Source organism: Rhodococcoides fascians NBRC 12155 = LMG 3623, assembly GCF_001894785.1.
Taxonomy (GTDB): Bacteria; Actinomycetota; Actinomycetes; order Mycobacteriales; family Mycobacteriaceae; genus Rhodococcoides; species Rhodococcoides fascians.
This window is the reverse complement of the sequence record NZ_BCWW01000009.1, coordinates 58,471-83,640: the sequence shown is the minus strand read 5'-3', so window position 1 is coordinate 83,640 and position 25,170 is coordinate 58,471. Positions and strand designations below refer to the sequence as shown.

General features: G+C 66.5%; 28 protein-coding genes. 17 read left to right on the top strand and 11 right to left on the bottom strand.

Translation table 11 applies throughout. From position 1 onward, the window contains the following. Nucleotides 1-268: 268 nt before the first annotated feature. The gene (locus RFA01S_RS18990; RefSeq protein ID WP_032407352.1) at nt 269-1,516 is read left to right on the top strand and encodes a geranylgeranyl reductase family protein; all 1,248 of its coding nucleotides are present in this window, start codon (nt 269-271) and stop codon (nt 1,514-1,516) included. A gap of 12 nt (nt 1,517-1,528) precedes the next feature. Here RFA01S_RS18990 and RFA01S_RS18985 read toward each other — a convergent pair whose 3' ends face one another. The 4 genes from RFA01S_RS18985 to RFA01S_RS18970 form a co-directional block, all read right to left on the bottom strand. Next, on the bottom strand, nt 1,529-2,224 hold the full coding sequence (locus RFA01S_RS18985; protein ID WP_027498286.1) for a demethylmenaquinone methyltransferase: 696 nt from the start codon (nt 2,222-2,224) through the stop codon (nt 1,529-1,531). Between the two features lie 14 nt (nt 2,225-2,238). Further along, nucleotides 2,239-3,378: a glycosyltransferase family 4 protein gene (locus RFA01S_RS18980; protein WP_174557289.1), complete on the bottom strand. Its 1,140-nt coding sequence runs from the start codon at nt 3,376-3,378 to the stop codon at nt 2,239-2,241. Nucleotides 3,379-3,441: 63 nt separating this feature from the next. Then, the gene (locus RFA01S_RS18975) at nt 3,442-3,867 is read right to left on the bottom strand and encodes a glutaredoxin domain-containing protein (protein WP_032407354.1); all 426 of its coding nucleotides are present in this window, start codon (nt 3,865-3,867) and stop codon (nt 3,442-3,444) included. Beyond that, nucleotides 3,860-4,327, bottom strand: coding sequence for a hypothetical protein (locus tag RFA01S_RS18970; protein WP_052060741.1), 468 nt, complete (start codon nt 4,325-4,327; stop codon nt 3,860-3,862). Before RFA01S_RS18970 ends, RFA01S_RS18975 begins: the two co-directional genes overlap by 8 nt. 55 nt (nt 4,328-4,382) lie before the next feature. Here RFA01S_RS18970 and RFA01S_RS18965 point away from each other — a divergent pair, with 55 nt between their 5' ends. Further along, complete coding sequence (locus tag RFA01S_RS18965; RefSeq protein ID WP_027498290.1) at nt 4,383-4,886, top strand: DUF2505 domain-containing protein; 504 nt, start codon at nt 4,383-4,385, stop codon at nt 4,884-4,886. Here the strand turns inward: RFA01S_RS18965 and menD are convergent. After that, nucleotides 4,883-6,493: a 2-succinyl-5-enolpyruvyl-6-hydroxy-3-cyclohexene-1-carboxylic-acid synthase gene (gene menD / locus RFA01S_RS18960; protein ID WP_032365246.1), complete on the bottom strand. Its 1,611-nt coding sequence runs from the start codon at nt 6,491-6,493 to the stop codon at nt 4,883-4,885. The two genes, RFA01S_RS18965 and menD, sit on opposite strands and share 4 nt — an antisense overlap. 62 nt (nt 6,494-6,555) lie before the next feature. Here menD and RFA01S_RS18955 point away from each other — a divergent pair, with 62 nt between their 5' ends. From RFA01S_RS18955 to RFA01S_RS18940, 4 genes are read left to right on the top strand one after another with little or no spacing between them, the layout of a single operon-like run. After that, nucleotides 6,556-7,143, top strand: coding sequence for a flavin reductase family protein (locus RFA01S_RS18955; RefSeq protein ID WP_032365245.1), 588 nt, complete (start codon nt 6,556-6,558; stop codon nt 7,141-7,143). Next, nucleotides 7,140-8,204, top strand: coding sequence for an AbrB family transcriptional regulator (locus RFA01S_RS18950; RefSeq protein WP_032407471.1), 1,065 nt, complete (start codon nt 7,140-7,142; stop codon nt 8,202-8,204). Before RFA01S_RS18955 ends, RFA01S_RS18950 begins: the two co-directional genes overlap by 4 nt. Nucleotides 8,205-8,253: 49 nt before the next feature. Next, nucleotides 8,254-9,102 carry a siderophore-interacting protein gene (locus RFA01S_RS18945; RefSeq protein ID WP_032407355.1) on the top strand — a complete coding sequence of 283 codons (849 nt, stop codon included), beginning with the start codon at nt 8,254-8,256 and terminating at the stop codon, nt 9,100-9,102. 22 nt (nt 9,103-9,124) lie between these two features. After that, nucleotides 9,125-10,522, top strand: a complete 1,398-nt coding sequence (locus RFA01S_RS18940) for a DUF2252 domain-containing protein (RefSeq protein WP_032407356.1) — start codon at nt 9,125-9,127, stop codon at nt 10,520-10,522. A 51-nt stretch (nt 10,523-10,573) separates the two neighbouring features. Here RFA01S_RS18940 and RFA01S_RS18935 read toward each other — a convergent pair whose 3' ends face one another. Genes RFA01S_RS18935 through RFA01S_RS18925 form a run of 3 tightly spaced genes read right to left on the bottom strand, consistent with a single transcriptional unit; the run spans nt 10,574 to nt 12,682 of the window. Then, nucleotides 10,574-11,017: a DUF6918 family protein gene (locus tag RFA01S_RS18935; RefSeq protein WP_027498296.1), complete on the bottom strand. Its 444-nt coding sequence runs from the start codon at nt 11,015-11,017 to the stop codon at nt 10,574-10,576. A 52-nt stretch (nt 11,018-11,069) separates the two neighbouring features. Continuing rightward, nucleotides 11,070-12,041: an o-succinylbenzoate synthase gene (locus RFA01S_RS18930; protein WP_032407357.1), complete on the bottom strand. Its 972-nt coding sequence runs from the start codon at nt 12,039-12,041 to the stop codon at nt 11,070-11,072. Further along, a complete protein-coding gene (locus RFA01S_RS18925; RefSeq protein ID WP_027498298.1) occupies nt 12,038-12,682 on the bottom strand; it encodes a PaaI family thioesterase in 645 nt (214 codons plus the stop codon). Before RFA01S_RS18925 ends, RFA01S_RS18930 begins: the two co-directional genes overlap by 4 nt. Before the next feature lie 68 nt (nt 12,683-12,750). Between RFA01S_RS18925 and RFA01S_RS18920 the strand changes: the two genes are divergently transcribed. The 3 genes from RFA01S_RS18920 to RFA01S_RS18910 all read left to right on the top strand — a co-directional run bounded on the left by RFA01S_RS18920 (nt 12,751) and on the right by RFA01S_RS18910 (nt 15,254). Next, nucleotides 12,751-13,644, top strand: coding sequence for a 1,4-dihydroxy-2-naphthoyl-CoA synthase (locus tag RFA01S_RS18920; protein ID WP_027498299.1), 894 nt, complete (start codon nt 12,751-12,753; stop codon nt 13,642-13,644). Between the two features lie 6 nt (nt 13,645-13,650). After that, nucleotides 13,651-14,772 carry a GGDEF domain-containing protein gene (locus RFA01S_RS18915; RefSeq protein WP_255283976.1) on the top strand — a complete coding sequence of 374 codons (1,122 nt, stop codon included), beginning with the start codon at nt 13,651-13,653 and terminating at the stop codon, nt 14,770-14,772. A 101-nt stretch (nt 14,773-14,873) separates the two neighbouring features. Further along, a complete protein-coding gene (locus tag RFA01S_RS18910; RefSeq protein WP_027498301.1) occupies nt 14,874-15,254 on the top strand; it encodes a VOC family protein in 381 nt (126 codons plus the stop codon). Here RFA01S_RS18910 and RFA01S_RS18905 read toward each other — a convergent pair. Together RFA01S_RS18905 and RFA01S_RS18900 are read right to left on the bottom strand one after the other, a co-directional pair. Next, nucleotides 15,251-16,522 (bottom strand): sensor domain-containing phosphodiesterase, encoded by a 1,272-nt coding sequence (locus RFA01S_RS18905; protein WP_238325117.1) that lies wholly within the window; start codon nt 16,520-16,522, stop codon nt 15,251-15,253. The genes RFA01S_RS18910 and RFA01S_RS18905 overlap by 4 nt on opposite strands. Nucleotides 16,523-16,627: 105 nt before the next feature. After that, the gene (locus RFA01S_RS18900) at nt 16,628-17,956 is read right to left on the bottom strand and encodes a hypothetical protein (protein ID WP_238325118.1); all 1,329 of its coding nucleotides are present in this window, start codon (nt 17,954-17,956) and stop codon (nt 16,628-16,630) included. Nucleotides 17,957-18,133: 177 nt separating this feature from the next. Between RFA01S_RS18900 and RFA01S_RS18895 the strand changes: the two genes are divergently transcribed. The 5 genes from RFA01S_RS18895 to menE are packed head-to-tail and all read left to right on the top strand — an operon-like array spanning nt 18,134 to nt 21,421. Beyond that, on the top strand, nt 18,134-19,306 hold the full coding sequence (locus tag RFA01S_RS18895) for an inorganic phosphate transporter (protein WP_027498304.1): 1,173 nt from the start codon (nt 18,134-18,136) through the stop codon (nt 19,304-19,306). Nucleotides 19,307-19,311: 5 nt separating this feature from the next. Next, entirely contained in the window at nt 19,312-19,599 is a 288-nt protein-coding gene (locus RFA01S_RS18890; protein ID WP_027498305.1) for a hypothetical protein, read from the top strand. A 26-nt stretch (nt 19,600-19,625) separates the two neighbouring features. Then, a complete protein-coding gene (locus RFA01S_RS18885) occupies nt 19,626-19,955 on the top strand; it encodes a DUF3349 domain-containing protein (RefSeq protein ID WP_032369750.1) in 330 nt (109 codons plus the stop codon). 4 nt (nt 19,956-19,959) lie between these two features. After that, on the top strand, nt 19,960-20,274 hold the full coding sequence (locus RFA01S_RS18880) for a DUF3349 domain-containing protein (protein ID WP_027498307.1): 315 nt from the start codon (nt 19,960-19,962) through the stop codon (nt 20,272-20,274). A gap of 10 nt (nt 20,275-20,284) precedes the next feature. Beyond that, on the top strand, nt 20,285-21,421 hold the full coding sequence (gene menE / locus RFA01S_RS18875; protein WP_032407359.1) for an o-succinylbenzoate--CoA ligase: 1,137 nt from the start codon (nt 20,285-20,287) through the stop codon (nt 21,419-21,421). Nucleotides 21,422-21,443: 22 nt separating this feature from the next. Here menE and aztA read toward each other — a convergent pair whose 3' ends face one another. Next, nucleotides 21,444-22,094, bottom strand: a complete 651-nt coding sequence (gene aztA, locus RFA01S_RS18870; protein ID WP_032375576.1) for a zinc ABC transporter ATP-binding protein AztA — start codon at nt 22,092-22,094, stop codon at nt 21,444-21,446. A 53-nt stretch (nt 22,095-22,147) separates the two neighbouring features. Here aztA and aztB point away from each other — a divergent pair, with 53 nt between their 5' ends. Genes aztB through aztC form a run of 3 tightly spaced genes read left to right on the top strand, consistent with a single transcriptional unit; the run spans nt 22,148 to nt 25,157 of the window. Beyond that, nucleotides 22,148-23,029, top strand: a complete 882-nt coding sequence (aztB, locus tag RFA01S_RS18865; protein ID WP_202902209.1) for a zinc ABC transporter permease AztB — start codon at nt 22,148-22,150, stop codon at nt 23,027-23,029. Beyond that, nucleotides 23,011-24,234: a hypothetical protein gene (locus RFA01S_RS18860; RefSeq protein WP_032407360.1), complete on the top strand. Its 1,224-nt coding sequence runs from the start codon at nt 23,011-23,013 to the stop codon at nt 24,232-24,234. The genes aztB and RFA01S_RS18860 overlap by 19 nt, the downstream gene beginning before the upstream one ends. Next, complete coding sequence (gene aztC / locus RFA01S_RS18855) at nt 24,231-25,157, top strand: zinc ABC transporter substrate-binding protein AztC (RefSeq protein WP_032407361.1); 927 nt, start codon at nt 24,231-24,233, stop codon at nt 25,155-25,157. Before RFA01S_RS18860 ends, aztC begins: the two co-directional genes overlap by 4 nt. The last annotated feature ends 13 nt before the right edge of the window (nt 25,158-25,170 follow it).

Sequence of the window (25,170 nt, the reverse complement as noted above, 5' to 3'; positions counted from 1 at the left end):
GTCGAGCGGCGATGGATGACGGAAACTGCTGCTCGGGTACTACCGTAGTGAACCTAGTGTGCACACTCGCACGACGGTGCCGCCCACCACAGGTGACTATTCCCTCACCGAACCGAGCCCGAGTCGCTTCCCGACGCGCCCTCCAGGGGCGAGTGAGTGAACGACGTCACCGCTCCGACGGTGAACACGCCCGATGAGCAGGGCCTCGACAACGGTCGACCGAAGGCCCTGACGGCGCAGCACCGCGGCAGTCGGGATACTGGGATCTGTGACCTCATCCAACCCGGCCCTGCCCTCCTCGACCGATGTGTTGGTCGTGGGCGCGGGCCCCGCAGGATCGTCCGCGGCGGCGTGGGCAGCGCGTTCCGGCCGCGACGTCGTACTCGCCGACGCGGCCGTCTTTCCCCGGGACAAGACGTGCGGCGACGGGCTGACTCCGCGCGCGGTCGCCGAACTCGATCGGTTGGGCTTGGGTGAATGGGTTCGCGGTACCGCGCGCAATCGCGGGTTGCGCCTGAGTGGGTTCGGCCAGGAACTCGAGCTCGAATGGCCGAGCAGATCTTTCCCGGCCGTGGGTAGTGCCGTCCCGCGAACCGAGTTGGACGACCGCATTCGCCGCGTTGCCGTCGACGCCGGGGCTGTGATGGCCGAGGGTGCCAAAGCGGTGTCCGTCACCCGCGACGGAAATGCGGTCCGTTCGGTGACGCTGCAGACCGGCGAAGGCAGCCACGACATCGCGTGCCGCACTCTGATCGTCGCCGACGGCGTCCGGTCCACGCTGGGCAAGCAACTCGGACGCCAGTGGCACCGCGACACCGCGTTCGGCGTCGCCGCCCGCGCGTACATCACGTCTGCTCGTAGCGACGACGAATGGATCAGCTCGCACCTCGAACTGCGCGACGGCGCAGGCACGCTGCAGCCCGGCTACGGATGGGTCTTTCCACTGAACGACGGCAACATCAACATCGGCGTCGGCACGCTGGCCACTGCCACCCGGCCCGCACCGGGAGCCCTGCGTCCCCTGCTGGACCTCTACACCCAGCAACGGCGGTCGGAATGGGAACTGACCGGCGAGCTGCGGTCGGTCGCGTCGGCGCTGCTGCCGATGGGCGGGGCGGTCTCCGGCGTCGCGGGGGTGAACTGGGCGATCATCGGCGACGCCGCAGCGTGCGTGAACCCACTCAACGGTGAGGGCATCGACTACGGACTCGAAGGCGGCCGCATGGTGGTCGACCTTCTCGATCACGCGGACCTGACCGACGCCTGGCCGACCCTGCTGCGTGAGCACTACGGTCAAGCCTTCTCCATTGCTCGACGCCTCGCCGGACTGCTGACCGTGCCGAGGTTCCTGCCCGCAGCGGGCCCGGTGGGCATGCGCTCGCGGTCACTGATGAAAGTCGCGGTCCGGTGCATGGGCAACCTGGTCACCGAGGCCGACAGCGACCTCGTCGCTCGTACGTGGCGAACCGCAGGAACCACGTCACTGAAAATCGATTCGCGGCCGCCGTTTTCGTAGCCGCGCGCGGACTCAGGGCCGAATTGCCTTGTGCAGAGCCACGATTCCGCCGGTGAGGTTGCGCCACTGCACGTCGGTCCAGCCGGCGTCGGCGATGCGCTGAGCCAACTGCTCCTGCGTGGGCCACGCGCGAATGGACTCGGCGAGATAGACGTACGCGTCGGGGTTGCTGCTCACTGCGCGAGCGACTTTGGGGAGCGCCTTCATCAGGTACTCCATGTATGCCGTGCGGAACGGGCCGAAGACCGGGGTGGAGAATTCCGACACCACAAGACGCCCACCGGGTTTGGTGACTCGGGCAATTTCGCGCAGACCGGCATCGAAGTCGGAGACATTGCGAAGGCCGAACGAGATGGTGGCGGCGTCGAAACTGGCGTCGGCGTACGGAAGCGCCATCGCGTCACCGGCGACCATCGGCACTCCGCGGGAGAGTCCGGCTCGGAGCATGCCCTTGGAGAAGTCGGTGGCGACGCACCAGGCTCCGCTGCGTCCGAGTTCGACGGTGGAGACGCCGGTGCCGGCGGCGAGATCCAGGACCCGCTCGCCGGGCTTCAGGTCGAGGGCTCGGCGGGTCAGCTTGCGCCAGCTGCGGTCCTGGCCGAACGACAGAACGGTGTTGGTGATGTCGTAGCGGCGGGCGACGCCGTCGAACATCGACGCCACCTCATGGGGCTCTTTTTCCAGGGTTGCGCGCGATGTCGTGGCCACGAACTCCAGCTTACTCAGGCTGCTTCGGTCACCCGTGGCGCTGTGATGCCTTGCACGTCGTAGTAGTGGGAGATCAGCTCGTCGCAGATGGCAGGCCAGGTGCGGTGCAGAACCGATCGGCGGGCGGCGTTGCCGAAGCGGGCACGGGTGGTGGGTTCGGCGAGGGCGCCGACTGCACTGGGCAGCAGCTCGGTGAACTTGTCGACCGGCAGTAGGTAGCCGTTGCGGCAGTGCGAGACCAGATCGCGGGGTCCGCCGGCGTCGGGCCCGATGACGGGGACTCCGCTGGCGAGGGCTTCTTGGACTGCTTGACAGAAGGTTTCGTGTTCGCCGGGGTGGACGAAGATGTCGAAGCTGGCGTAGGCCTGCGCGAGTTCGTCGCCGCCGAGTTGCCCGGTGAAGATCGCGTTCGGCATCAACGCCTGCAGTGCTGCCGTATCGGGTCCGCCGCCGACGATCACCAGCTGGATCGACGAATCCGTGGCCAGCACGGCAAGCCGCTCGACGTGCTTCTCCGGCGCGAGCCTGCCGACGAACCCGACGATCAGCTTTTCGCCTGCTCCCCATCGGCCGCGAAGGGTGGCCGACGCGGCCGAGGGCGCGAACCGAACCGCGTCCACTCCCCTGGCCCACCGGTGTACGCGCGGGATGCCGTGCTGCTCGAGCGCGTCGACGGCCGAGGTGGACGGTGCCAGAGTGCGGGCCGCTCCGCGGTGGAGTCTCCTGGTCCAACGCCACGCGGCCTTCGAGGTCAAGCCGAGGCCGTAGCTCGCGGCGAATCCTGCGACATCGGTCTGGTAGACGGCGACGGCAGGCACGTCGAGGCGGTGGGCGGCGGCCAGGCCGCCCGCTCCGAGCAGGAACGGGGACGCCAGATGCACGACGTCGGGCGCGAAGGTCCGTAGCGCCGAGACCATCCCGAGGCCAGGAACACCGACGGGCAGGGAGCTGACCTTCGGCACCATGACGGACGGCACTCGGTGGACCGGGACGCCGTTGTGCCAGGTCGCCGCTCGCGGTCCCGACGGGTTGTCGGGGGCGACGACTATGGCGTCGTGCCCGGTCTTCTCGAGATGTTCGAGGACACGGATCACCGAGTGGGTGACGCCGTTCATGTTGGGTAAGAACGATTCCGCAACGATGGCTACTCGCACGGTCCTCAGTGTGGGTGGCCACGCAGTCGCCCAGGCATGGACGACGTTACGTGTGGGCCAACGTCACACGAATTGCTGGGCGACCCACGACGGACTCGGGTTGGTGCGGTGTCCGGTGCCCACGAACACCGTCGGAACCGTCTCGTTCCCGTCGTTCACCGACCGAACCCGCGCTGCGGCAGCAGCATCTGCGCGGATGTTCGTCCACACGGCCTTCTTTCCGCGGAGCAACAGCGCAACCCGCAGCCGAAGGCAGAAGATGCAACCGGGACGCCAGTAGATCAGCGGCACCGATTTCTCGGTCGCGAACACTCGAGACGCGTCGTCGGATGCAGAGCGCGGATACAGCACCGGAGTCGTCAGGACGAGCAGGAACACCACCACGAGCACCATGATCACGATCGAGGACGCGATGTTGCCGAAGTTCACCAACGCGAACCCGGCCACTGCGGCGACAGCAGCGATGACCCACTGCCTGGCATTACGCATTCTGTGCCTCTTTGCGCTGGGTCTCCTTGCGACGTAACCAGAACAACACCGGCCCGGCGATCAGCCACGTGACGACGATGACCGATCCGGCAGGAACGATGGCCACGGCGGCGTCACGGCCGGCAACCCGCACCAGCAGGTCGCTGTCGTCGTCGTCGGAGTCCGCCTTGTAGTACTCGACCTCGATGCGCTGGCCCACGACGAGATTGGTGGGGTAGAGCACGCCGAGTCTGGGGTTGTGGGTCACGCCGTCGGGGGTGATGAAGCTGACCGCCGAACGCAATTTGCCCGCCGACAGCACCTCGGCCGTCGCGACACCTTTGTCGGAGTCGATGGTGACGTCGTTTCGCCAGGCACCGACCACCAAGAGGACCGACAGAACCGAGATGGCGACCGCGACCACGAGCACGACCAGCCGGATTCTGTACAGAGTTCGGCTGCCCCTCTCGGTGTCGGTCACAGCATTCAGGTTACTTCGCGGCCGGTTCGCCTCCGCTCCGGTAGCCTCTGTGCTCATGTCGCGCAGCTTCGAGTTCACCGTCGAATCGTCCAATCCGCCCGCTGACGTGCATGCCGCACTCACCAGTGAAGACCAATGGGCCGCTCGCTTCGCCAAGGCGAAGAAGACGGACGGGTACGAGATGACCAAGCACGACGACGGCGGCTTGACCGTGGACATCACCGAGGAGGTCGGCACGTCCGAACTGCCCGGGTTCGTCACGAAAGTCATCAAGGGCAAGCTGATCGTCTCGCGTACCGACCACTGGGGTCCGCTCGAAGGCGACCACGCCGAGGGCACGCTGGTCGGCGGCACCACGGGTCTCCCCGCGAAGGTGAACGGCACCCTCTCGCTTCGCCCCGACGGCACCGGAGCGAAACTGGTCGTCAAGGGTGAGTCGACGGTCAAGATTCCGCTCGTCGGCGGCAAGATCGAAGACCTGATCAACAAGATGATCAAGGACATGATCGATCAGGAAACCGGCGAAACACTCGAATGGGTTGCTGCGCAACAGAATTAGAGACGGGCCCGGATCGCTGCGTGTAGGTCGCGCAGCCCGGACCGTTCCGTGGTCACTTCCAACACGCGGATTCCGTCGGCGTGGCCGGTGAGTTCGGCCGCCAGTTCCGCCACGTCCACCAGACGATGTTCGACGCGGTAGGCACCGCACAACGCCCCCAGATCCATTCCGTGCGGTGTTCCGAACACCCGCTCGAACACACCCGCGTACTGCGGGTCGCCCTGTTCGAGAAGCTCGAAGATGCCGCCGCCGTCGTCGTTGGCGACGACGATCGTCAGATCGTCCGGACTCGGCTCGCCGGTGCCGATGAGCAGACCGGCCGCGTCGTGCAGGAACGTCAGATCACCGAGAAGCGCCACCGTGCGGCGCTTTCCGGCCATCGCCGCACCGATGGCCGTCGAGACGGTGCCGTCGATGCCGGCCACGCCACGATTGGACAGAACCTTCACGCCCGGGATCGGAGTCGAGACCAGGGCCGCGTCGCGCACGGGGTTGGAGGCTCCGAGCACCAGCTGATCTCCGGGCTGCAATGCCGACATCACCGCGTCGGCAACGTGCAGACCCGTCGGCTTGGGGTGCTCTCGAAGTTGTTGGTGCACAGCCTTTTCGGCTCTCTCGGACAGCGCGGCGCAACGGGCGATCCACGCGGGATCGGGTGCGCCGGTGGTCACGGCACGCGTGCCGGTGGCCAGCACGTTGCCCGAGACGTCGGGCCAACGCGGGCCGGTGGTGAGCGCGATGACGTCCACCGCCGGATCCGCGAGCAGCGCCGACACCTGACGGTGCAGGGTCGGACGACCGGTGATGACGGCTTGACGCGGCTTCAACTGCGCAAGAGCCAAGGGATGCAACGCAATTCCGTGCAGTGGCGCTGTCGGCTCGGCAACGGTCGGCAGCCCGGCGAGCTCAGGACGAACGGCTCCGCCGTGCCCGGACACGACGACGGTGTCGACCGACAGATCGAGTTCGACCGGCACGTCGAGGGTCGCCTGGGTGGTCGAGGTCCACGGCATCCCGTCGGGACGTCCTTCGGGCCGGGCCCCCGGATCGCCGAGGGCGGGGACCAACGGTTCACGCAGTGGAATGTCGAAGTGCACCGGTCCGGCGTTGCCCGAGCGCGCACCCCGCGCAGCGGCGATGACTCGCGAGACCGCGCTTCGCCACTGACTGTTCTGCTTGGGTCCTTCCTCGGCGAGCCCGAGGCTGATCGTTGCGCGGACCTGCGACCCGAACAGGCCCAACTGCTCGATGGTCTGGTTGGCACCGGTGCCGAGCATCTCGTACGGCCGGTTGGCACTGATGACGATCAGCGGGATCCGGGCGTAGTTCGCTTCGAGCACTGCGGGCCCGAGGTTCGCCACCGCTGTTCCCGACGTCATCACCACCGGGACAGGTTGGCCGCTGCCCAGGCTCAGTCCGATGGCCAGGAATCCGGCGGTCCGCTCGTCGATCCGCATGTGCAGTCGTAGCCGTCCGGCCGCGTCTGCTTCCTCCAGAGCGAAGGCCAACGGGGCGTTGCGCGAGCCGGGACAGAGCACGACGTCTTCGATCCCGCTGCGCGCCAGTTCGTCGACGACTGCAGTGGCCTGAGCGGTGGACGGATTCACAGTTTCCAGAGTGTCAGATGCTCCGGTCGGCCGCCGCAACCGGGCTTTGACAGTATTGAGACGTGCGTACAGTCTTCCGGCCCGACGAGGTCTCCTCCCGCCGCTTCTACCAGCTACTGACCGCGTCGGTGGTCCCCAGGCCCATCGCCTGGATCTCCACGGTCTCGGCCGACGGTGTGGCGAACCTCGCGCCCTACAGCTTCTTCACCGTCTCGTCCGTGGAACCGCCGGTCGTCCAGTTCACGTCCGTGACCCGCAAAGACAGTCTGCGCAACATCGAGGCCACCGGCGAGTTCGTCGTCAATCTGGCCACGGCACCGTTGGTCGATCAGGTCAACGGCAGCTCGGCGAGCTTCGAGCACGGCGTCAGCGAGTTCGAGGCCGTCGGCATCGAGAGCGAACCCAGTGCGATCGTCACGCCGCCGCGGGTAGCTGCCGCCCCGATCGCCATCGAAGCCACGCTGCACCGCGTCGTCGAGGTGGGAAACTGCTTCGTCGTCATGGGTAGCGTCGTCGCAGTGTCCGTTCGACCTGAATTTCTCGCCGAGGACGGCCTGCCCGAGTTCGAGACCATCGCTCCGCTCAGTCGACTCGGCCGTACCGAGTGGGGACTGCCGCCCGAGGTTCGCGAGATCGAGCGACCTTCTTGATTCGCTGGCTGCTGCTGGTTCTCGTCACGGTCGCACTGACCGTCGGGGCCGATGCACTCGGTGTGCCGTCGGCTGCGTTGTTCGTTGCACTGTTGGTGGCGATCGTGTTCGCGCTCGCCGGGTGGGCTCCGACGACCGGAACCGAGCGAGCGCCGCTCCCCCGCAGACTCGGCATGACGGCGCAGGCAATCCTCGGCGTCGAGATCGGCACGCTCGTGCAGAGCGACACTCTGAGCTCGCTGGGCGATACCTGGCTGCCGGTACTGCTGGCATGCATCGGCACCCTGTTGCTGTCGATCGCGGCCGGCGCACTGTTGGGGCTTCGTAAAGACATCGATTCACTGACCGGTTCGTTGGCGCTGGTCGCGGGCGGAGCCTCGGGACTGGTGGCGATCACCCAGGAGTTGGGCGGCGACGAACGCGTGGTCGCGGTGGTGCAATACCTGCGTGTCGTGCTGGTGACCACAACGCTGCCGCTGATCGCAACCCTGGTGTTCGACGCCCAACCCGGACAGTCGTCGGTCACCGCCGACGTACACGAGGCGCTGTGGATCGATCTTGCGTTCGTCCTGATCTGCGGCGTCATCGGGGTAATGCTGGCCAAGGTGATCCGGCTGCCCGCCCCCGCCCTGCTCGGCCCGCTGATGATCGCCACGCTCGCCGACGTGCTCGGCGTCTCGTTCGACGCGTCCGTCCCGACGCTGTTGCTGTGGGCGGCGTACATCGTCATCGGCTGGCAGGCCGGACTGCGATTCACCGTCGCCAGCTTGAAGTCGATCTCGCGGGTCCTGCCCGCATCGCTTATGTTGATCATCGCCGTCACCGTCTGCTGCGCGATGCTCGGCCTATGGCTGGCGTCCGCGACGGGGACGAGCGGCTACGAGGGATACCTCGCGACCACTCCCGGCGGGGTGTACGCGGTGCTGGCCATCGCCGCGTCGACCGGGGCGAACGTCACCTTCGTCGTGGCCGCCCAGGTGATCCGCGTGTTCATGATGTTGTTCGCAGTACCCGTCGGAGCCAAGGTGGTCCAGCGCTACCGGCGCGGTCGGCCCGAGTGAGAGATCGACGCAACCCCATCGCAGCTTAGGGTCGGCTAACCTGTGCGGCATGGGTAAGTACCTCAAACCGGAGAACCCCGCGTTCTACCGCCTGACCGTGCTCGGGAGCGACCGAATCAGCCCCAGCTTCATCCGGGTCACCCTCAGCGGCGATTCGTTGTCGAACTTCCGCTACATGGGCTACGACCACTGGTTTCGCCTGTTCCTGCCGCAGCCGGGCCAGGACGAGCCGCGCATCCCCAGCGCCACCTCGATGCTCTGGTACGCCCAGTATCTGACGTTCTCCAAGGACACCAAGCCGGCGGTCCGCAACTACACGGTCAGCCGATACCGCGCTGCGGGAGAGGGCACATACGGCGACGGCCCGGAGCTGGATGTGGACTTCGTGGCGCACGGCGAAGTAGATGGAGCCGGCGGAACCGGTGGTCACAGTGGTCCGGCGTCGTCGTGGGCTACCAGGGCAGTCCCAGGCGATCGCGTCGCGATCTTCGACGAAGGCCGCATGTACACGTTCGAGGGACAATCGAGCTGGCAGTTGCTCGTCGGCGACGAGAGTGCTGCCCCGGCGATTCTCGGCATTCTGCGGTCGTTGCCGGCCGACGTTCGGGTCAAGGCCTTCGTCGAAGTGCCCACCGAGGCCGACATCCAGAAGCAGGACGTGCACGCAGGCGTCGAGATCGAGTGGATCGTGCGCCCCAACCCGCTGGCCAAGCCGGGCGAGGCCGCGTTGGCCGCGGTGCAGAAAGCCGAGCTTCCGGACGGCGATCCGTTCGTCTACGTGGCAGGGGAACAGGGGCTGGCGACGGGCCTGCGTAGATACCTGGTGAACGAGCGTTCCGTACCCAAGTCTCGGATCTGCTTCACCGGATACTGGAAGTTCGGTAAAGCCGCCCCGTAGCCCTCGATTAGTGTGACTTCACATGCCCGGCTCCGGAAAAGGTCATACCGTCGTCACCGACTCGGCAGCAGTCGACAGCGCACCGTACGCATCGTTGCGTGCGCGGCCACTCCCCCGAGCCGAACGATACGAGCTGGGTCGACGCCTGCGCGACAAGGTCCCGATCGCATCGCTGGGCGAGTGGACACCGCCGCCGGATCGCCCGGACCCGGTGCAGCAGATCGAGTACTCGCACCAGGGCCGGATCGAATGGCTCATCCCCACGCGCCTCGAGCGCATGGTCGAATCCCCGTACGGCTTCCTGCGCGGGACGGCCATCGTCATGGCCCGTGACGTCGCGATGCTGCCGTCCACCGGCATCAACCCGGTGATCAGCGGCGACGCCCACCTCGGAAACTTCGGCTTCTACGCCTCCCCCGAACGCGACCTCGTCATCGACCTCAACGACTTCGACGAAGCACACCCGGGTGCCTGGGAATGGGATCTACGACGCCTCGCCGCGAGCATCTGGGTGGCCGGCCGACAGAACGGACGCAGCGAGGATCGGTGCCGCGATGCCGTCGCCGCCTGCGTGTCCGCGTATCGAATCGAGGTCGCGCGCCTCGCCGACGAACCGCTGATGTCGCGGTCGTTCCAACGGTTGACGGCCGAGAAACTGCAACGGGATGCCACTGCGGGATCGTTGCGCAAGGAGATCAAACGCGCCACCAAGAAAGCGCGTCGACGCACCAGTGACCGCGTCCTGCCGCGATTCACCGAGGAACACGAGGGCACTCGCAGGATCGTCGAGGAGCCGCCGATCACCACTCGTATCTCGGCCGAGGACGAGGAGTTGCTGGCCGTCGGGCTGGACCAATACCTGGGCACCCTCACCCCGCATTGGCGTCGGGTATTGGGGGGATACACGTTGATCGACGTCGCGCATCGCGTCGTCGGAGTCGGCAGTGTCGGGCTCCGGGCGTACGTGGCACTGCTCGAAGGCACCAGCGCGGACGACGTGGTGTTCCTGCAGCTCAAGCAGGCCAGACGGTCGGTGCTCGCCCCGTATGTGCACGGCGAATCGGCCTGGCACGACCACCAGGGACAACGCGTGGTGGAGTACCAGCAGGATCTGCAGACGGTCAGCGATCCACTGCTGGGGTGGTGCACGATCGCCGGACGGCAGTACTACGTGCGGCAGTTCCGCAACATGAAGGGGACGATCGATCTCTCGTCGATCGATGCACCCGCGCTGGTGGACTACGCGCGGGTGGTGGGGCGACTGCTCGCGAAGGGACACGCTCGCACCAGCGGCGCGTCGATGATCTCGGGATACACGGGCGATTCCGATGAACTCGACGTCGCACTGTGCCGATTCGCGCGACTCTACGCCGACCAAACCGAGGCCGATTGGGAACGATTGAGCGCTACGCGCATGTGAGTGGAAACTCGTACCCTGCTACGAATTTCCACTCACATGCGGCGAAGCCGCTCAGGCGTGCTTGGCGACCAGATCGCCGACGCGCGGCAGTGCCTCGGTGACGTTCTTCTTCGCCGAGCCACGCAGGCTGCCGTAGAACTTCTTGACGACGGACTTGTCCGTCTCCTCGATGCGCGCATCGGTGACCGAGAGCAAAGCGTCGGACGCGGCATCTCCGTTGGCAGCAAGGTACTCACCGAACGTGCCCTGCGGGGCAGCGTTGTACGACTGCCAGAACGGATCGAGCTTGTCGACGAAATCGGGCCACAGAGCCGAGACCGCATTGTCGATGTAGGACGGACCGACCTTCTTCACTGCGCCGTAGCCCCCCTTGACCGCGAGGCCACTCGCGCCCTTCTTGTCGGCTACCTCGGCGTCGATCAATGCCAATACGTCGACGCGCAGAGCGTCGGCCTTCGACTCGTCGAGCAGCGAATCCTTCAGTGCAGCAACCACTTCGAACTTCCTCCCAGATGTGTCGGCGGCCCCACGCGGACCGGGCGCAACACTACCGCAGCAGTGCGTGGCAGCGCCGCACTCGCTCGATCCACCACTGGGTGCGCTCGGCGTCGGCACCGAGTTCGATCAACGCGTGCGGATCCGGCTCGACGCTCTGGACCGGATACGTTCCGTCGACCACCTCGGGTGCCGGTGCGACGTCGCGAACGAACAGACTGCCCGTCCCCAGTCCGCAGGCGAATTCGAGATGCGGCAGCGCGGCGGCAGCGGCGAGCCCCGAGGCGATGCCCACAGCCGAATCGAGTGCACTCGACACGACCACCGGCACGCCGTACTCCCCCAGTTCGCCGGCCAGTTCGAGCAGTGCGCGCATGCCACCGAGCGGAGCGACCTTGAGTACCGCGATGTCCGCGCCGCCGGCCCGCACGACCTTCATCGGATCCTCGGCCCGACGGATGCTCTCGTCCGCGGCCACCCGAACTCCCGGAGCCCGTCGCCGCAGCTCGACGAGCTCGGCAACCGTGGCGCACGGCTGCTCCGCGTATTCGAGTGGCCCGTCCGCAGTGAGAGCAGCCAACGCAGTGACTGCCTCGTCGACGGTCCAGCCCCCGTTGGCGTCGATCCGCACCCGCGGCACCAGCTCGCGCACCGCACGAACGCGAGCCACGTCGTCGGCCAGGCTCTGCCCCTTCTCGGCCACTTTCACCTTCGCCGTTTCGGCCCCGGGTGAGCGGCTCAGCACGCCCGCCACATCGGAGGCGGCGACCGCGGGCACGGTCGCGTTGACCGCGATGCGTCGACGCACCGCATTCGGCGGGCCATCCCACGCGGCCTCGATCGCCGACGCCAACCACGGGGCGGACTCGACGTCGTCGTACTCGGGGAACGGAGAGAATTCACCCCACCCACCGGGACCACGAATCAACATCACCTCACGGGTGGTGATCCCACGGAACTTCGTCCGCATCGGCATCGAGAGCACGTGCGCACCGTCGAGCAGATCGTCGATCGGGGGAATCATTGCTGCCCCGGGAGCAACTGCACCATCAGTGCCTCGCAGTCGGCCAGCAGGTTGCCGTCCAGATCCGTCAGCCTCGCGCTGATGAACGTCTTACGACCCTCCACCTTGTCCACGGCACCCTCGACGACCAACTCGGTGTTCAGTGGGGTCACCTTGCGGTAGTTGATGTGCAGATATGCGGTCCGGCTGATGGGCCGACCGTACGCATGCTGGATCAGGCCGAAGAGGTCGTCGAACAGCAGTGGAAGGGTGCCCCCGTGCGCGGCGGCGTTGCCACCGAGGTGGAAGCGACGGAACATGCCACGGCTACGGACGCCGTCGGCTGCGAATTTCTCGATGATCCACGGCGGCAGCAGCAGCGAACCACGGCCCGGCAGAGCAGGTACCCGCCCCGCGGTCTGCTTGCCTTCGGCGACCACGTGCGGCTCCAACAACTCGATCAATTCTCGAGTCTTGCTCGCGGCTGCCTCGGTGACGTCTGCGGGCAACGACGTGGACACCGCGAGATCCTGGACCGTGCGCAATGCCTCGAGCAACTGTCCGTATTCCGGCCCCACCTTCGCCGGAACGAAACGCGGGAAGCCGCCGTGGTGGTCGTAATCGGGGTCGGAACTGCGGTCGAGCTGCATCGGATCGGTCATGACCTGCACGCTAGCTGCATCGCCCGGCCGCAGCGGATTCAGCCCTCGCCACCGTTAAGCTGGCCCACGTGACCTTCACTCCCGCACTGTGGCGTCCCGTTCCCGGCTTCGAAGATCTGACCGACATCACCTATCACCGCCACGTGTCCGACGCGACCGTGCGGGTGGCGTTCGATCGTCCCGAGATTCGCAACGCTTTTCGGCCGCACACCGTCGACGAGCTCTACCGCGCGCTCGAACACGCACGCGTGAGTTCGGACGTGGGAACCGTGCTGCTCACCGGCAACGGGCCGAGCAGCAAAGACGGCGGCTGGGCGTTCTGTTCCGGCGGCGATCAGCGCATTCGCGGACGAAGCGGCTACCAGTATGCGGACGGTGAAACGGCCGAGACGGTCGACAAGGCGCGCGCGGGCCGTCTGCACATTCTCGAAGTGCAGCGGCTGATCCGCTTCATGCCCAAGGTCGTCATCTGCCTCGTCAACGGGTGGGCAGCGGGTGGCGGGCACAGCTTGCACGTGGTGTGCGATCTGACGCTCGCGAGCCGCGAACACGCTCGCTTCAAGCAGACCGACGCCGACGTGGGCAGCTTCGACGGTGGTTACGGCAGTGCGTACCTGGCCAAGATGGTCGGGCAGAAATTCGCCCGAGAGATCTTCTTCCTCGGCGAGACGTACTCGGCCGAGGAAATGCACCGCATGGGCGCGGTGAACAAGGTGGTCGATCACGCCGAACTCGAGAACACCGCCATCGAGTGGGCCGCGAAGATCAACGCCAAGTCGCCGCAGGCACAGCGGATGCTCAAGTACGCCTTCAACCTGCAGGACGACGGTCTCGTCGGCCAGCAGTTGTTCGCCGGTGAAGCCACCCGGCTGGCGTACATGACCGACGAGGCCGTCGAGGGACGCGATGCGTTCCTGGAGAAGCGCGAGCCCGACTGGTCGCCGTTTCCTCGATATTTCTGACGCTTCGTGACCCCGAACTCGCAGTACCGCGATCGCGGTACTGCCGCGGGTGCTCTGTGGGCCTGGTTCACGCAGCCGTACGACTACCGCTGGATGGCGGACTTCCAGAACTCGCGGCCCACCGGAAAACTCATCCGATGGGTGATGGCGATCCTGACGCTGAACTACGGCGCTCTGGCGGTGGTGGCCCTCTTCTCCGACGGCACCTCGCGGAACGCCGCGGCAATCGGCTGGAAGGCATTCCTGGTCGTCATGGCGGTGGCGGTCGCGGCCGCGTGGATCGTCAAGCCGTTCCCGGGCCGTCTCGGGGTGGTGGCATTCGCGGTGTTCGCCGATCTGGGCACCGCGTCGTCCATCCTCGTCAACCCGATCGCCGACGCGATCCTGACGTGCGCGCTGTTCGCCGTCATCGGCACGTTCTGCACGTTTTTCGTCAGTCCACGGTGGCTGGTGGCTCACCTGATCTTCTCGGTGGCGTGCACCATCGCTGCCGCGGTGGCGACGTACCGCACCGGCGACGTGGACGTCGCGTCACTGATCTTCCGGACCGACGTGGTGTTGCTCGCGATCGCCGGGGTGCCGCTCACCTCGCATCTGTTGGTCACCGTGTTGACCGACGACGCCCGCAGTTCGTTGCTCGACCCGCTCACCGGGTTGCTGAATCGGCGCGGGCTCGAATCGGTGATCCACGACGTCTGGTTGCTCGGCCGCGAGGAGGATCGCTGCTCGGCCGTCGTGGTCGTGGACATCGATCGCTTCAAAGCCGTCAACGACGACTACGGGCACGAGGAGGGTGAGGCCGTCATCGTTCGCGTCGCCGAGCGTCTGGGCGCACACATGGGTAGATACGGCGTGATCGCACGCACCGGCGGCGAGGAATACCTCGCGGTGGTCTCGACGTCGCGCCTGCACATCGATGCGTTGATCCATGGTGTTCGACGAGCCATGCGCGATCCCGACGACGGCGTCGCCGTGACGGTCAGCGTGGGGGCAGCCATCCTGCACGCGAGTTCACCCCTGTGGGAGCAGAACCTCGACCTCGTGACGCGGGCGATGCGAGTGGCGGACTCGATGATGTACGAGGCCAAAGCAGCCGGCGGAAACCGGATCGTCACGACGGTGCTGTGATTCCACTGATCGATGCCACTGATCCGGGTCGTTCCGCAGGCTCCACTCTCGCTGTGACCATCCTGCGGCAGTGATGGTCGGTTGCGTGATATCCATGCGAGGTGGACATCCTCGCTGCACGTACCATCCTGCGCCCGGTCGACTACCGGAAGACCCTCGAGTTCTATCGAGACGGCCTGTCTCTTGCGGTGTGCCGTGAATATCCCGGCGGCACGGTGTTGTTCGCAGGCCAAGGGTTGATCGAGATCGCAGCGCACGGCGGCACCGAGGAGCCGGGATCGTTCTCCGGGGCACTGTGGCTGCAGGTGCGCGACATCGATTCTGCCACAGCGGAATTGGAGCAGGCCGGCATTGCGATCGTACGCGCGGCGACCACCGAACCCTGGGGACTCATAGAGATGTGGATCGAGGATCCCGATGGAATCCCCATCGTGCTGGTGCAGATTCCGCAGGACCACCCACTACGCCGGGATACTCGCTAGCCACCCGAGACGGTTCGCAGTACCGCCGACGCCGATTGCGGCCTCGACCACAGATATCCCTGCGCCAGAGTGCATCCGAGATCGAGAGCGGCGTCGGCCTGAGCTCGACTTTCGATCCCCTCGACGATCATCGTCAGCTCCAGATCGTTGGCGACCGAGGCCAACGACTTGATCATCGCCCGACCGGCCACGGTGTCGATGAACCGTGTCAGATGTCCGTCGATCTTGATGCCGTCCGGTTGCAACGTCACCAAACGTTCGAGAGACGACCAGCCGGAGCCGAAGTCGTCGAGCAGGACGCGGAAACCCAGCCGGTGCACGTCGTCGATGTGCTTGCGCAGCAACGGCCCTGGCGTCACCGACGAGGTCTCGGTGAGTTCGAGCGAAATGGATTTCGGCGACACCTCGGTCGACGCGATCGCACGTTCGAGTTGGCCGACGCCGTCCGGATGCGCCAGATGACGTCCTGAAATGTTGACGGTCAGCCGCAGGTCCGGTCGGTGTACGTGCCACTTCTTCATCTCCGCGGCCGCCTGCGCGAGCACGCTCAGATCCACGTCGATGATCAGTTCACTCGCCTCGGCGAACGGCACGAAGTCCGCGGGCACCACCAGACCCCGAGTGGGATGGTGCCAACGCGCCAATGCCTCGAAGCCGACGATCTCCTCTGTCCGTAGGTCCACGATCGACTGGAACCACGGCACGATGTGACCGTCGGCGAGGGAGTCAGCGATGTCGTTGTCGCTGCCGAGTCGGGTGGATCCCGAGCCGACCCGCCGATGCAGATCGAGCTGCTCCTCGAGGACGGACGCGAACTGTTCGAGCTCCTGCATCTGGTCGTTGGAGAGGGGCCTCGAAGTGCGGTCGAGCAAGCAAAGAGTGCCGATCACCAGACCTTCTCGTCCGCGAAGCGGAACCGAGGCATAGGACTCGATGCCGTTCTCGTCGAGCAGCGCGCGTTGCCGGGTGGTCGCATCGACCCGGCCGTGGGCGACGACCGCAGGCACTCCCGTGCGCACCACGTCGTCGCACAGGGTGTCGGCCCGCACCACGGTGGACATCGGCGGACCGCCGATGTTGACCAGTGTGTACTGGGTGTCCTCGTCCAACACGTTCAGCTGGGCGATGGCGAATCCGACACTGCGTGCCGCGAATTCGACGGTGGAGCGCAACGCGGGTGTGGTTGCTTCCAGATCGAGGTAGCGGCGAGCCGAGTCGCTCTGCCGCCGAGACTGGGAGCGTGCGGTGTCGTGCACCTCACCGTCCACCAGCATCTCCTCGCAGCCGACATCCGGGCACGCTCTCGACCCGCGTGGAACCGAGTTTAACCGTGCACGAACGGCAGACCGCAGGCAAACCCCATCTCGAGCTCGTCACAATGCCGGGAAGCGCGTGTGCAGGAGCCGATGACGCAACACAGCCGCGGCCACCCGTGCGCCTTCGTCGGTTGCGACGCGATTGTCGGCCGAGCGGAACGCTCCGAGAGCGTCGAGTTCTGCGATCAACGTGTCCGCCAGAGTCTCGGCGTGCTCCGACTCCGGCTCCTCCCCCGCATGGGTCCATCCCTCCGCACGCAACAGTCGAGCCGAATCGTCGGCCGTCGCCTGCGCGTCGGCGATGTCGTTGCCCAGGATCATCCGGGCCAGGAGAACCTCCGCAGCGATCGAGTCGGGGTGGTAGTCGCTGCCGACGATTCCCCCGGCGAGCACGCGCCACAATCCGTCCGAGCTCAGCTGCCGGGTGCGCGTCGTCGGAACCAGCCTGCCTGCAGATCGACGCATCAACCGAAGTCGCATCACCAGACGCCGGAGAGCGAGGACCTTGTCGGTGTCGAGTTCGCGTCCGACGAACTGCGGACGCTCGGCTACCGGAAAGACAGTGCGAGCGATCCGCGCCACCAGATCGTCCGGCAGATACCCGGCATCGGTCAGCGCCACGCCGTCGCCGATGCAGCCGATGAAGCTCTCGAGTCTGCGCACGCACCCGTACACCGGCTCGACCGCCTCGTGCAGCGCCTCGCGCAAGCCCAAGTAGAGCTCGGCGCGTGGAGCGCTGTAACTGCTCCACAGTTCGATGCGGTGGTCGAGAAGTTGTTCGAGCAGAACGTCGTCGGTGCCGTTCTTGCCCTGCTCCGAGGTCAGCACCGCGTCGGTCACGCCGCGACGACGCGTCGCCCGTGCGGTGACTCCCAGCGGCCTGCCACCGGGCTTCGACGGCTCGAACTCACCGGCAATGGTCGCCACTTCGAGTGTCTCACCGATCTTTTCGACGATGGCCCGCTCGACCCCGGTCGGAGCGTCCTGCCACGTCACCAACTCGGTGTCGACTGCTCCGATACCGGATTGCTCGGTGGCAGCGCGATACTGCTGCAGCCAGATCGCATCGTCGGTGGCACGTACGAGCTCGTCCGTCACGCCGCTGCGTGCGATCTCCGCATAAGCGAGGCGTCCCAGCCGCTCGAGCAGATCCCCGAGCGCTCGGGCGATGTCGACGGCCCGATCGGGGCCCTCGGCCGCGTGGCGCAGATAGATCCACAAAAACGTCTGTACGGAATGCTGTGTCGGCCCCGCAGGCGGCGACACCGCGGCCAGTCCGTCCCACCCGAGCCGGGCGTCGGCGGCAAGAGCCGGATCGACGGAATCGAAGTACGACAGGGCGGCCGACACCGCATCATCCATACCCGATCCCTTCACGTCGTCCACTGTTCCACAATGCTTCGACCGGAGGAGACCACCGTCGTGCGCTACGCCACAGACGAAGTGGACATATAAGGCAAAAAGGTGAACTGGAGGTGAACTGGAGACGACTTCGCGGCACCCGAGAAGAACACTTCGCAAGAAATTTCCGCGAATGGCCGTTCGTGTCCCACACTTTCCACCGTGAGCGCTGAATTTCTCGTACTTCTCGTGGTGGTCGTGACGGCCCTGGCCTTCGACTTCACCAATGGTTTCCACGACACCGCCAACGCCATGGCGACGTCGATCGCAACGGGGGCATTGAAGCCCAAGGTCGCGGTCACCCTGTCTGCCGTCCTCAACCTGGTCGGCGCCTTCCTGTCCGTAGAGGTCGCAGCCACCGTCGCGAAGGGGATCGTCAATCTCGGCGACACCGGCGGCCAGGCCCTGCTGACCATCATCTTCGCCGGCCTCGTCGGCGGCATCCTGTGGAACCTCGCCACCTGGCTGCTCGGCATCCCGTCGAGCAGCTCGCACGCACTGTTCGGCGGCCTCATCGGTGCCACCATGGCGGGCCTGGGAACCAGCGGCGTCGTGTGGGACGGGGTGTGGAGCAAGATCGTATTGCCCGCCGTGCTGGCCCCCATCGTCGCCGGCCTCGTCGCCACCGTCGGCACCTGGATCATCTACCGCATCACCAACGCAGTTCCCGAGAAGTCCAAGGAGCGCGGATTCCGTTGGGGCCAGATCGGTTCGGCCTCACTCGTCTCGCTCGCCCACGGCACCAACGACGCCCAGAAGACGATGGGCGTGATCTTCCTGGCGCTCGTCGCGTACGGGACCGTCTCGCCGGACGCCGAGATGCCCCTGTGGGTCAAGGTCACGTGCGCCCTCGCCATCGCGTTGGGCACTTACCTCGGCGGCTGGCGCGTCATCCGCACCCTCGGTAAGGGCCTCGTCGAGATCGCATCCCCGCAGGGCATGGCAGCCGAGTCCTCTTCTGCAGCAATCATTCTGACGTCGAGCCACCTCGGCCTCCCGCTCTCGACCACGCAGGTCGCGACCGGCTCGATCCTCGGATCGGGACTCGGCAAGCCCGGTGCCGCCGTGCGCTGGAACGTCGCAGGACGCATGGCCGTCGCCTGGGTCATCACCTTGCCGCTCGCCGGTGTGGTCGGCGCCGCATGCTGGCTGCTCGCCCACACGATCGGCGGTCTGCCCGGCATCCTCGTGGTCTTCGCCATCCTCGTCGGCCTGGCCACCGTCATGTACATCCGCTCGCGCCGCGAACCCGTCGATCCGGACAACGTGAACGCCGAATGGGACGGCGGACTCGTTCCTGCCGCCGCCGAAACCGACTCCCCCGCGAAGGTCTGAACATCATGGAAACCCTCAAGCACACACTCGATTCGCTCTGGCAGGTTGTTCTCGTCGGCCTGCTGCTCGGTGCCGGACTGCCCGCGATCTTCGCTTTCGGACTCAAGGCACTCTCGGTCGGTGAGCCCTCGGACGAGGCCACTGCCTCGGGCACCACACGCGTGGCCCGACCGGCAGTGGCCACCGCCGCGGCCGTCCTCTGTTTCGCAGTGGTCGTCGTCGCCATCGTGGCCGGAATTCTCTTCATCATGAAGAACTTCCTCGACAGCACATTCGGCATCTCCGTCTTCTGACACACCCGAGAAGGGGTACAGCTCTCATGACCGACTCCACCAAGACCGCATTCCCGGCCTCGGTGCTCGAATGGCTCCGAGCCGGATACCCCGAGGGCGTTCCGCCCAAGGACCGATTCCCGCTCGTCGCCCTTCTGCGCCGCGCCGCACTCACCGACGCTCAGGTGCAGGAGATCGTTCTCGAACTCGTCTCTCCCGCCAACGGTGCACTCGACGACGGTGCCATTTCGACCGAGGAGATCGCGACGTACATCCGCGACCAGATCGACGCCGAGCCGACGGCCGAGGACATCTCCCGTGTCTCGGCACGACTGGCCGCCGGTGGCTGGCCGCTCGCGGATCCGGCTGCCCTGTAAGACCATGGCGGTCCCGTCGTTTCTCCACTCGATCGTCGAGTGGCTCCGCGGTGGGTATCCCGACGGGGTACCCGAAGCGGATTACGTTCCCCTCCTTGCCCTTCTGAATCGGCGACTGTCCGACGACGAAGTGCAGTCGGTGATGGATGCCCTCATCGCCGACGGCCAGTTACCTGCCGACAAGGCCGGAATTTCCGTCACCATCACCAAGGTCACCAACGAGCTGCCCCGAGAAGAGGACGTCAATCGGGTGCGCGCGAACCTCGCCGCCGGGGGTTGGCCTCTGGCCGACCCGTTCACGATCCGGCGCAAGGACTAATCTCGCCAGTGTGCTCGAGAGCGTTCCCATTCCAGCAGGCTCGGCCGCGGCAGACATCCTGCCGCGGCTGAGCCGTCTGCTGGCCGGCGACGGCCCGGCCGTCCTCCCCGTCCCCGCCGACGATCCACGCGAGATCCGACGCCTGCACGACGCGTTGGCCCCCGGAACCCCCATCGACGACGACGTCGCATTGGTCGTCGCGACATCGGGGACGACGGGAATTCCAAAGGGTGCCATGCTGTCTGCATCCGCACTGGTCGCGTCGGCGACGGCAACCGAGGAGCGCCTCGGCGGCCCCGGCTCGTGGCTGCTGGCTCTGCCCGCACACCACATCGCCGGGATGCAGGTGTTGCTGCGCAGCGTGCTCGCCGGCACGTCGCCGGTGATCATGGACGTATCTGCCGGCTTCGACCCGGCCGCCATGGTCGAGGCCGTGGGACGGATGTCGGGTCCGCTGCGCTACACCTCCCTGGTGCCCGGCCAGTTGATCAAAGCACTCGAGAACCCCGAGGCCACTGCTGCACTGGCATCGCTGGACGCCGTGTTGCTCGGCGGCGCTGCCACGCCGATTCCGTTGCGCGAGAGAGCTGTTGCCGCGGACGTTCGATTGGTACGCACCTACGGCATGAGCGAAACCGCGGGCGGCTGTGTGTACGACGGAGTTCCGTTGCACAGCACCGTCGTTCGGATCGACGACGGACGAGTGGTTCTGGGCGGGCGGACTCTGGCCTCGGGCTATCGCGGATTACCCGATCACCCGGCGTTCGCCGAGCCGGGATGGTTCCGCACGGACGACGCAGGCACGATGATCGACGGGGTGCTGAGCATCACTGGTCGACTCGACGAGGCCATCTCGACGGGCGGCTTGACCGTCGTACCGCAGGTGGTCGAAGCCGCGCTGGCAACGCATCCCGCTGTCCGCGAGTGCGCTGTCGTCGGATTGCCGGATGAGCGCCTCGGCCAGAAGGTGGTGGTAGCAGTGGTTGCCTCTGCGCCGGTGACGTTGGCGGAGTTGCGCTCTCACGTCGAGCAGTCGCTCGATGCCACCGCTGCACCGCGGGAGCTGTTCCTCGTCGACGCACTGCCGACCCGAGGCCCGGGCAAACTGGACCGCGCGGGATTGCGAGCCGCGTTGGCAGCGCGGTGAGAGCACCCGACGCGCGTATCCGTCAGGACACGATTCGACCGTCCTCGAGTCGCACGACTCGGTCGGCCGCAGCCAACACCTCGGGATCGTGAGACACACACGCAACGGCAACTCCGCGCATCGTCTCCTCACGCATGACGGCTCGAATCCGTTGTCCACTAGCGGCGTCGAGACCTGTCGTGGGTTCGTCGAGCAACAGGAGATCGGCCCGGCGGGCCACACCCTGAGCCAGTAGGGTGCGCTGACGCTGCCCTCCGGACAGGTCGGCGAACGGCATGCCGGTCAGTTCCGCGATGTCGAGGCGCCCGAGGGCGTCGCGCACCGATGCCCGAGCCTCGGTGTTCATCGGACGCCATCGGCCGAGGCGTCCCCACGCACCCACTGCCACGACGTCCCATACGGTCAACGGCAACCGATCCGGCACAGCAGCGCGCTGCGGAACGAATGCAATTGCGCGAGTTGCGCTTCGGGTCCCGCCCGTCAGTGGCCGGGTGCCGGCGACCACCTCGAGCAACGTGGACTTGCCGGCACCGTTCGGCCCTGCGATGGCCGTGAGCCGACCGGGTAGCAGGTCCAGATCGACGCCTGCGAGTGCCGTGTGGCCGGAGAACTCGACGCGGACGCCCCGGAGGCGAGCGAACTCGGACGACGCGCTGACAGCTGAGGTGTTCACATTGCCACTATACGATTTTGAATATCGTTATCACTCTCATTAAGCTCCGGAATGTGCCATTTCAGACAATCGACGCGCTGTTCGAGCCGTTCGACCTCGGTTTCGTCCAACGCGCCCTGTTCGGCGGAGCCCTGGTCGCCGTGCTGTGCGGGGTGGTCGGAACGTGGGTGGTGATCCGCGGCATGGCATTTCTGGGTGAGGCGCTCGCACACGGAATGCTGCCCGGTGTCGCTCTCGCGACCGTTCTCGGAGTCCCGGTGATGATCGGCGGCGCACTGAGCGCGGTCGCCATGAGCCTCGGGATCACCGCGCTGCAACGCCGCGGAACACTGTCCTACGACACGAGCATCGGGATGTTGTTCGTGTCCATGTTGGCGCTCGGCGTCATCGTCATCTCCCACTCGGGGAGCTTCGCCACCGACGCCACGTCCATACTGTTCGGCGACATTCTTGCCATCACGCACACGGACCTCTATCTCCTGGCAGGAGCGGCCGCACTCGGAGTCGCCGTCGCGGCGCTGTTTCATCGACCGCTGGTCGCCGTTGCGCTGGACCCCCGAATTGCTTCGGTGCTCGGACTCGGGCCGCGCTCGGCCCAAGCAGTTCTCGTCGCACTCGTGACGCTGGCAGTCGTCGCGTCGTACCAAGCCGTCGGCTCGCTGCTGGTCGTCGGACTGTTGCTCGCCCCTGCCGTCGCCGCCGGGCAGTGGACCACCCGCATTCCCACTCGCATGCTGGTGGCGGCCGTCCTCGGCGTGCTGTCCGTGTTCGGCGGCCTACTGATCTCCTGGCACGCGGCCACCGCCGCCGGTGCCTCCGTGGCGGCGACCGCGATCGCGGTGTCCGGCCTGTCGTACGCGATACGCAGTGCCGTCACCGCCATCCGTCCTCGCCCCACTTCACCCGAAAGGAACACGTGCGCACCCGCATCCTGACCACCACAATCGCCGTCGGTGCCCTCGTTCTCGCATCGACGGCCTGTTCCTCGGAGACGAACGTGCCACCCACAGACGAACCCACAGGCGAAGGCCACGGGGCAATAGCCGGTGCCGCCGAACTCGCCGAACCGCGGCTCGGGCTCACGTCCGTGGACCCGACGGGGCGGGTGTCCCATCTCGATCTGCTCGACGACACCGTCACCGATCTCGGGACCATCGGAGCCCCGCAGGCTCTGCACACCGACGGCCGCTACCTGTTCGTGCAGACCGACGCGGGCGTCGAGATCGTCGACAGCGGGGTCTGGACCTGGGACCACGTCGACCATTTTCACTACTACCGCAGCGAGCCTCGACTACTCGGCACGGTCGGCGGCTCAGGCACGGCAACCGTTGCCACATCCAACCTTTCGACCTCGGGAAGTACTGGGCTGTTCTTTCCCGACTCCGGGGACGCTGTACTGCTCGACACCGAGGCCCTGTCGAAAGGCACAGTCGTGGAACGATTCCGAAAGGTCACCACTCCCGGTGCCGGAATGGTCGTTCCCGTCGGCACTTTCGCGCTCGTGACCGAGGGATCCGGACCGTCGACCTCGGTCGTCGGATACACCGCCGACGGCGAACGCACCGGGCCGGTCGAACCGTGCCCGCAGGCCCGCGGCACGATCACCACCAGGGTCGGTGCCGTGATCGGGTGCGCCGACGGCGCACTGCTCGCCTCGGCCACCGGCGACGAATTGGCGGTCGAGAGAATCCCCTACCCGGCCGGCGCCACCGCCGCGGCAGCGACGTCGTTCGACAACCGCGAGGGCCGCCCCACGGTCGCAGGTTCTACCGGTGCAGAGGGCATTTGGATGCTGGATACCCGCGCACGGTCGTGGTCCCTACTCCCGGCACCGGCACCCCTGGTGCACGTCACCGCCGTGGACGATGCGGACGAGCACGTGCTGGCCCTCACCGAGGATGGCCGAGTCCTGGTACTCGACGGCAACAACGGAGCTGTTCTGGCCGAAACCGCACCGCTGGTGGCCGAATCACTCGAGGCCGGCGCGTCCCCGACCCTGGTCGCCGACGATCAGCGCGCCTATCTCAGCGCCCCGACCGAACGACGGCTGTACGAGATCGACTACGCCGACGGTGCCCGCATAGCGCGGACCTTCGACACCGCCACCGAACCGACCTTCACCGCGGAGACCGGACGATGACGAGCGGACGCGTCGGCCGCTTCTCATCGGCAGTGGCGGTGGCCGCAGCAATCGGACTGTGCCTGAGCGGCTGCTCCGCCGACGGTGACGACCGCCCGGTGGTGATCGTGTCCACGAACATCCTCGGCGACGTCGTGCAGCAGCTCGTCGGCGACGAGGCAGACGTGGTGACGCTGATGAAGCCGAACGCCGACCCGCATTCCTTCGAGATCTCGGCGCAGGAAGGTGCCCGCCTACGCACGGCAGACCTGATCGTCTCCAATGGTCTCGGCCTCGAAGAAGGTCTACAGCAACATCTCGACGAGGCAGCGGCGGAGAACGTGCCCACCTTCGTCGCGGGCGACGCCATCGACGTCCTCGAGTACACGGAAGGGGACGCCGCAGGCAGTCCCGATTCGCACTTCTGGACCGATCCCGCGCGCATGACAGCCGTCGTCGATGCCCTCGAGCCGGCGCTCGCCGGGCTGGACGGTGTCGATTCTGCCGAGATCGCCGACCGCACAGCAGGTTACCGGCTGCAGTTGAAGGGGCTCGACGACGACATGAGCGCCACCTTCGCTGCGATCCCGGATCAGCGCCGCGCACTCGTCACCAATCACCATGTATTCGGTTATCTCGCAGCCCGTTTCGATTTCACGGTGATCGGGGCAGCCATTCCCGGCGGCACCACCCTGGCGGCACCGTCTGCTTCCGATCTGGCCGAACTCGTCGGAGCCATCGAGAAGACCGGTGTTCCCGCGATATTCGCGGAATCGTCTTCTCCGGATCGTCTCGTCCAGGCCTTGGCGAGTGAGGCCGACATTCGTGTCGCTGTGATCGAACTGTTCACCGAATCCCTCACCGCGCCCGACGGCGGTGCCCCCGACTACCTCACCATGATGCGCGTCAACACCGAGCGCATCTCCGATGGACTCACCAGCTGACCGATTCGTCACA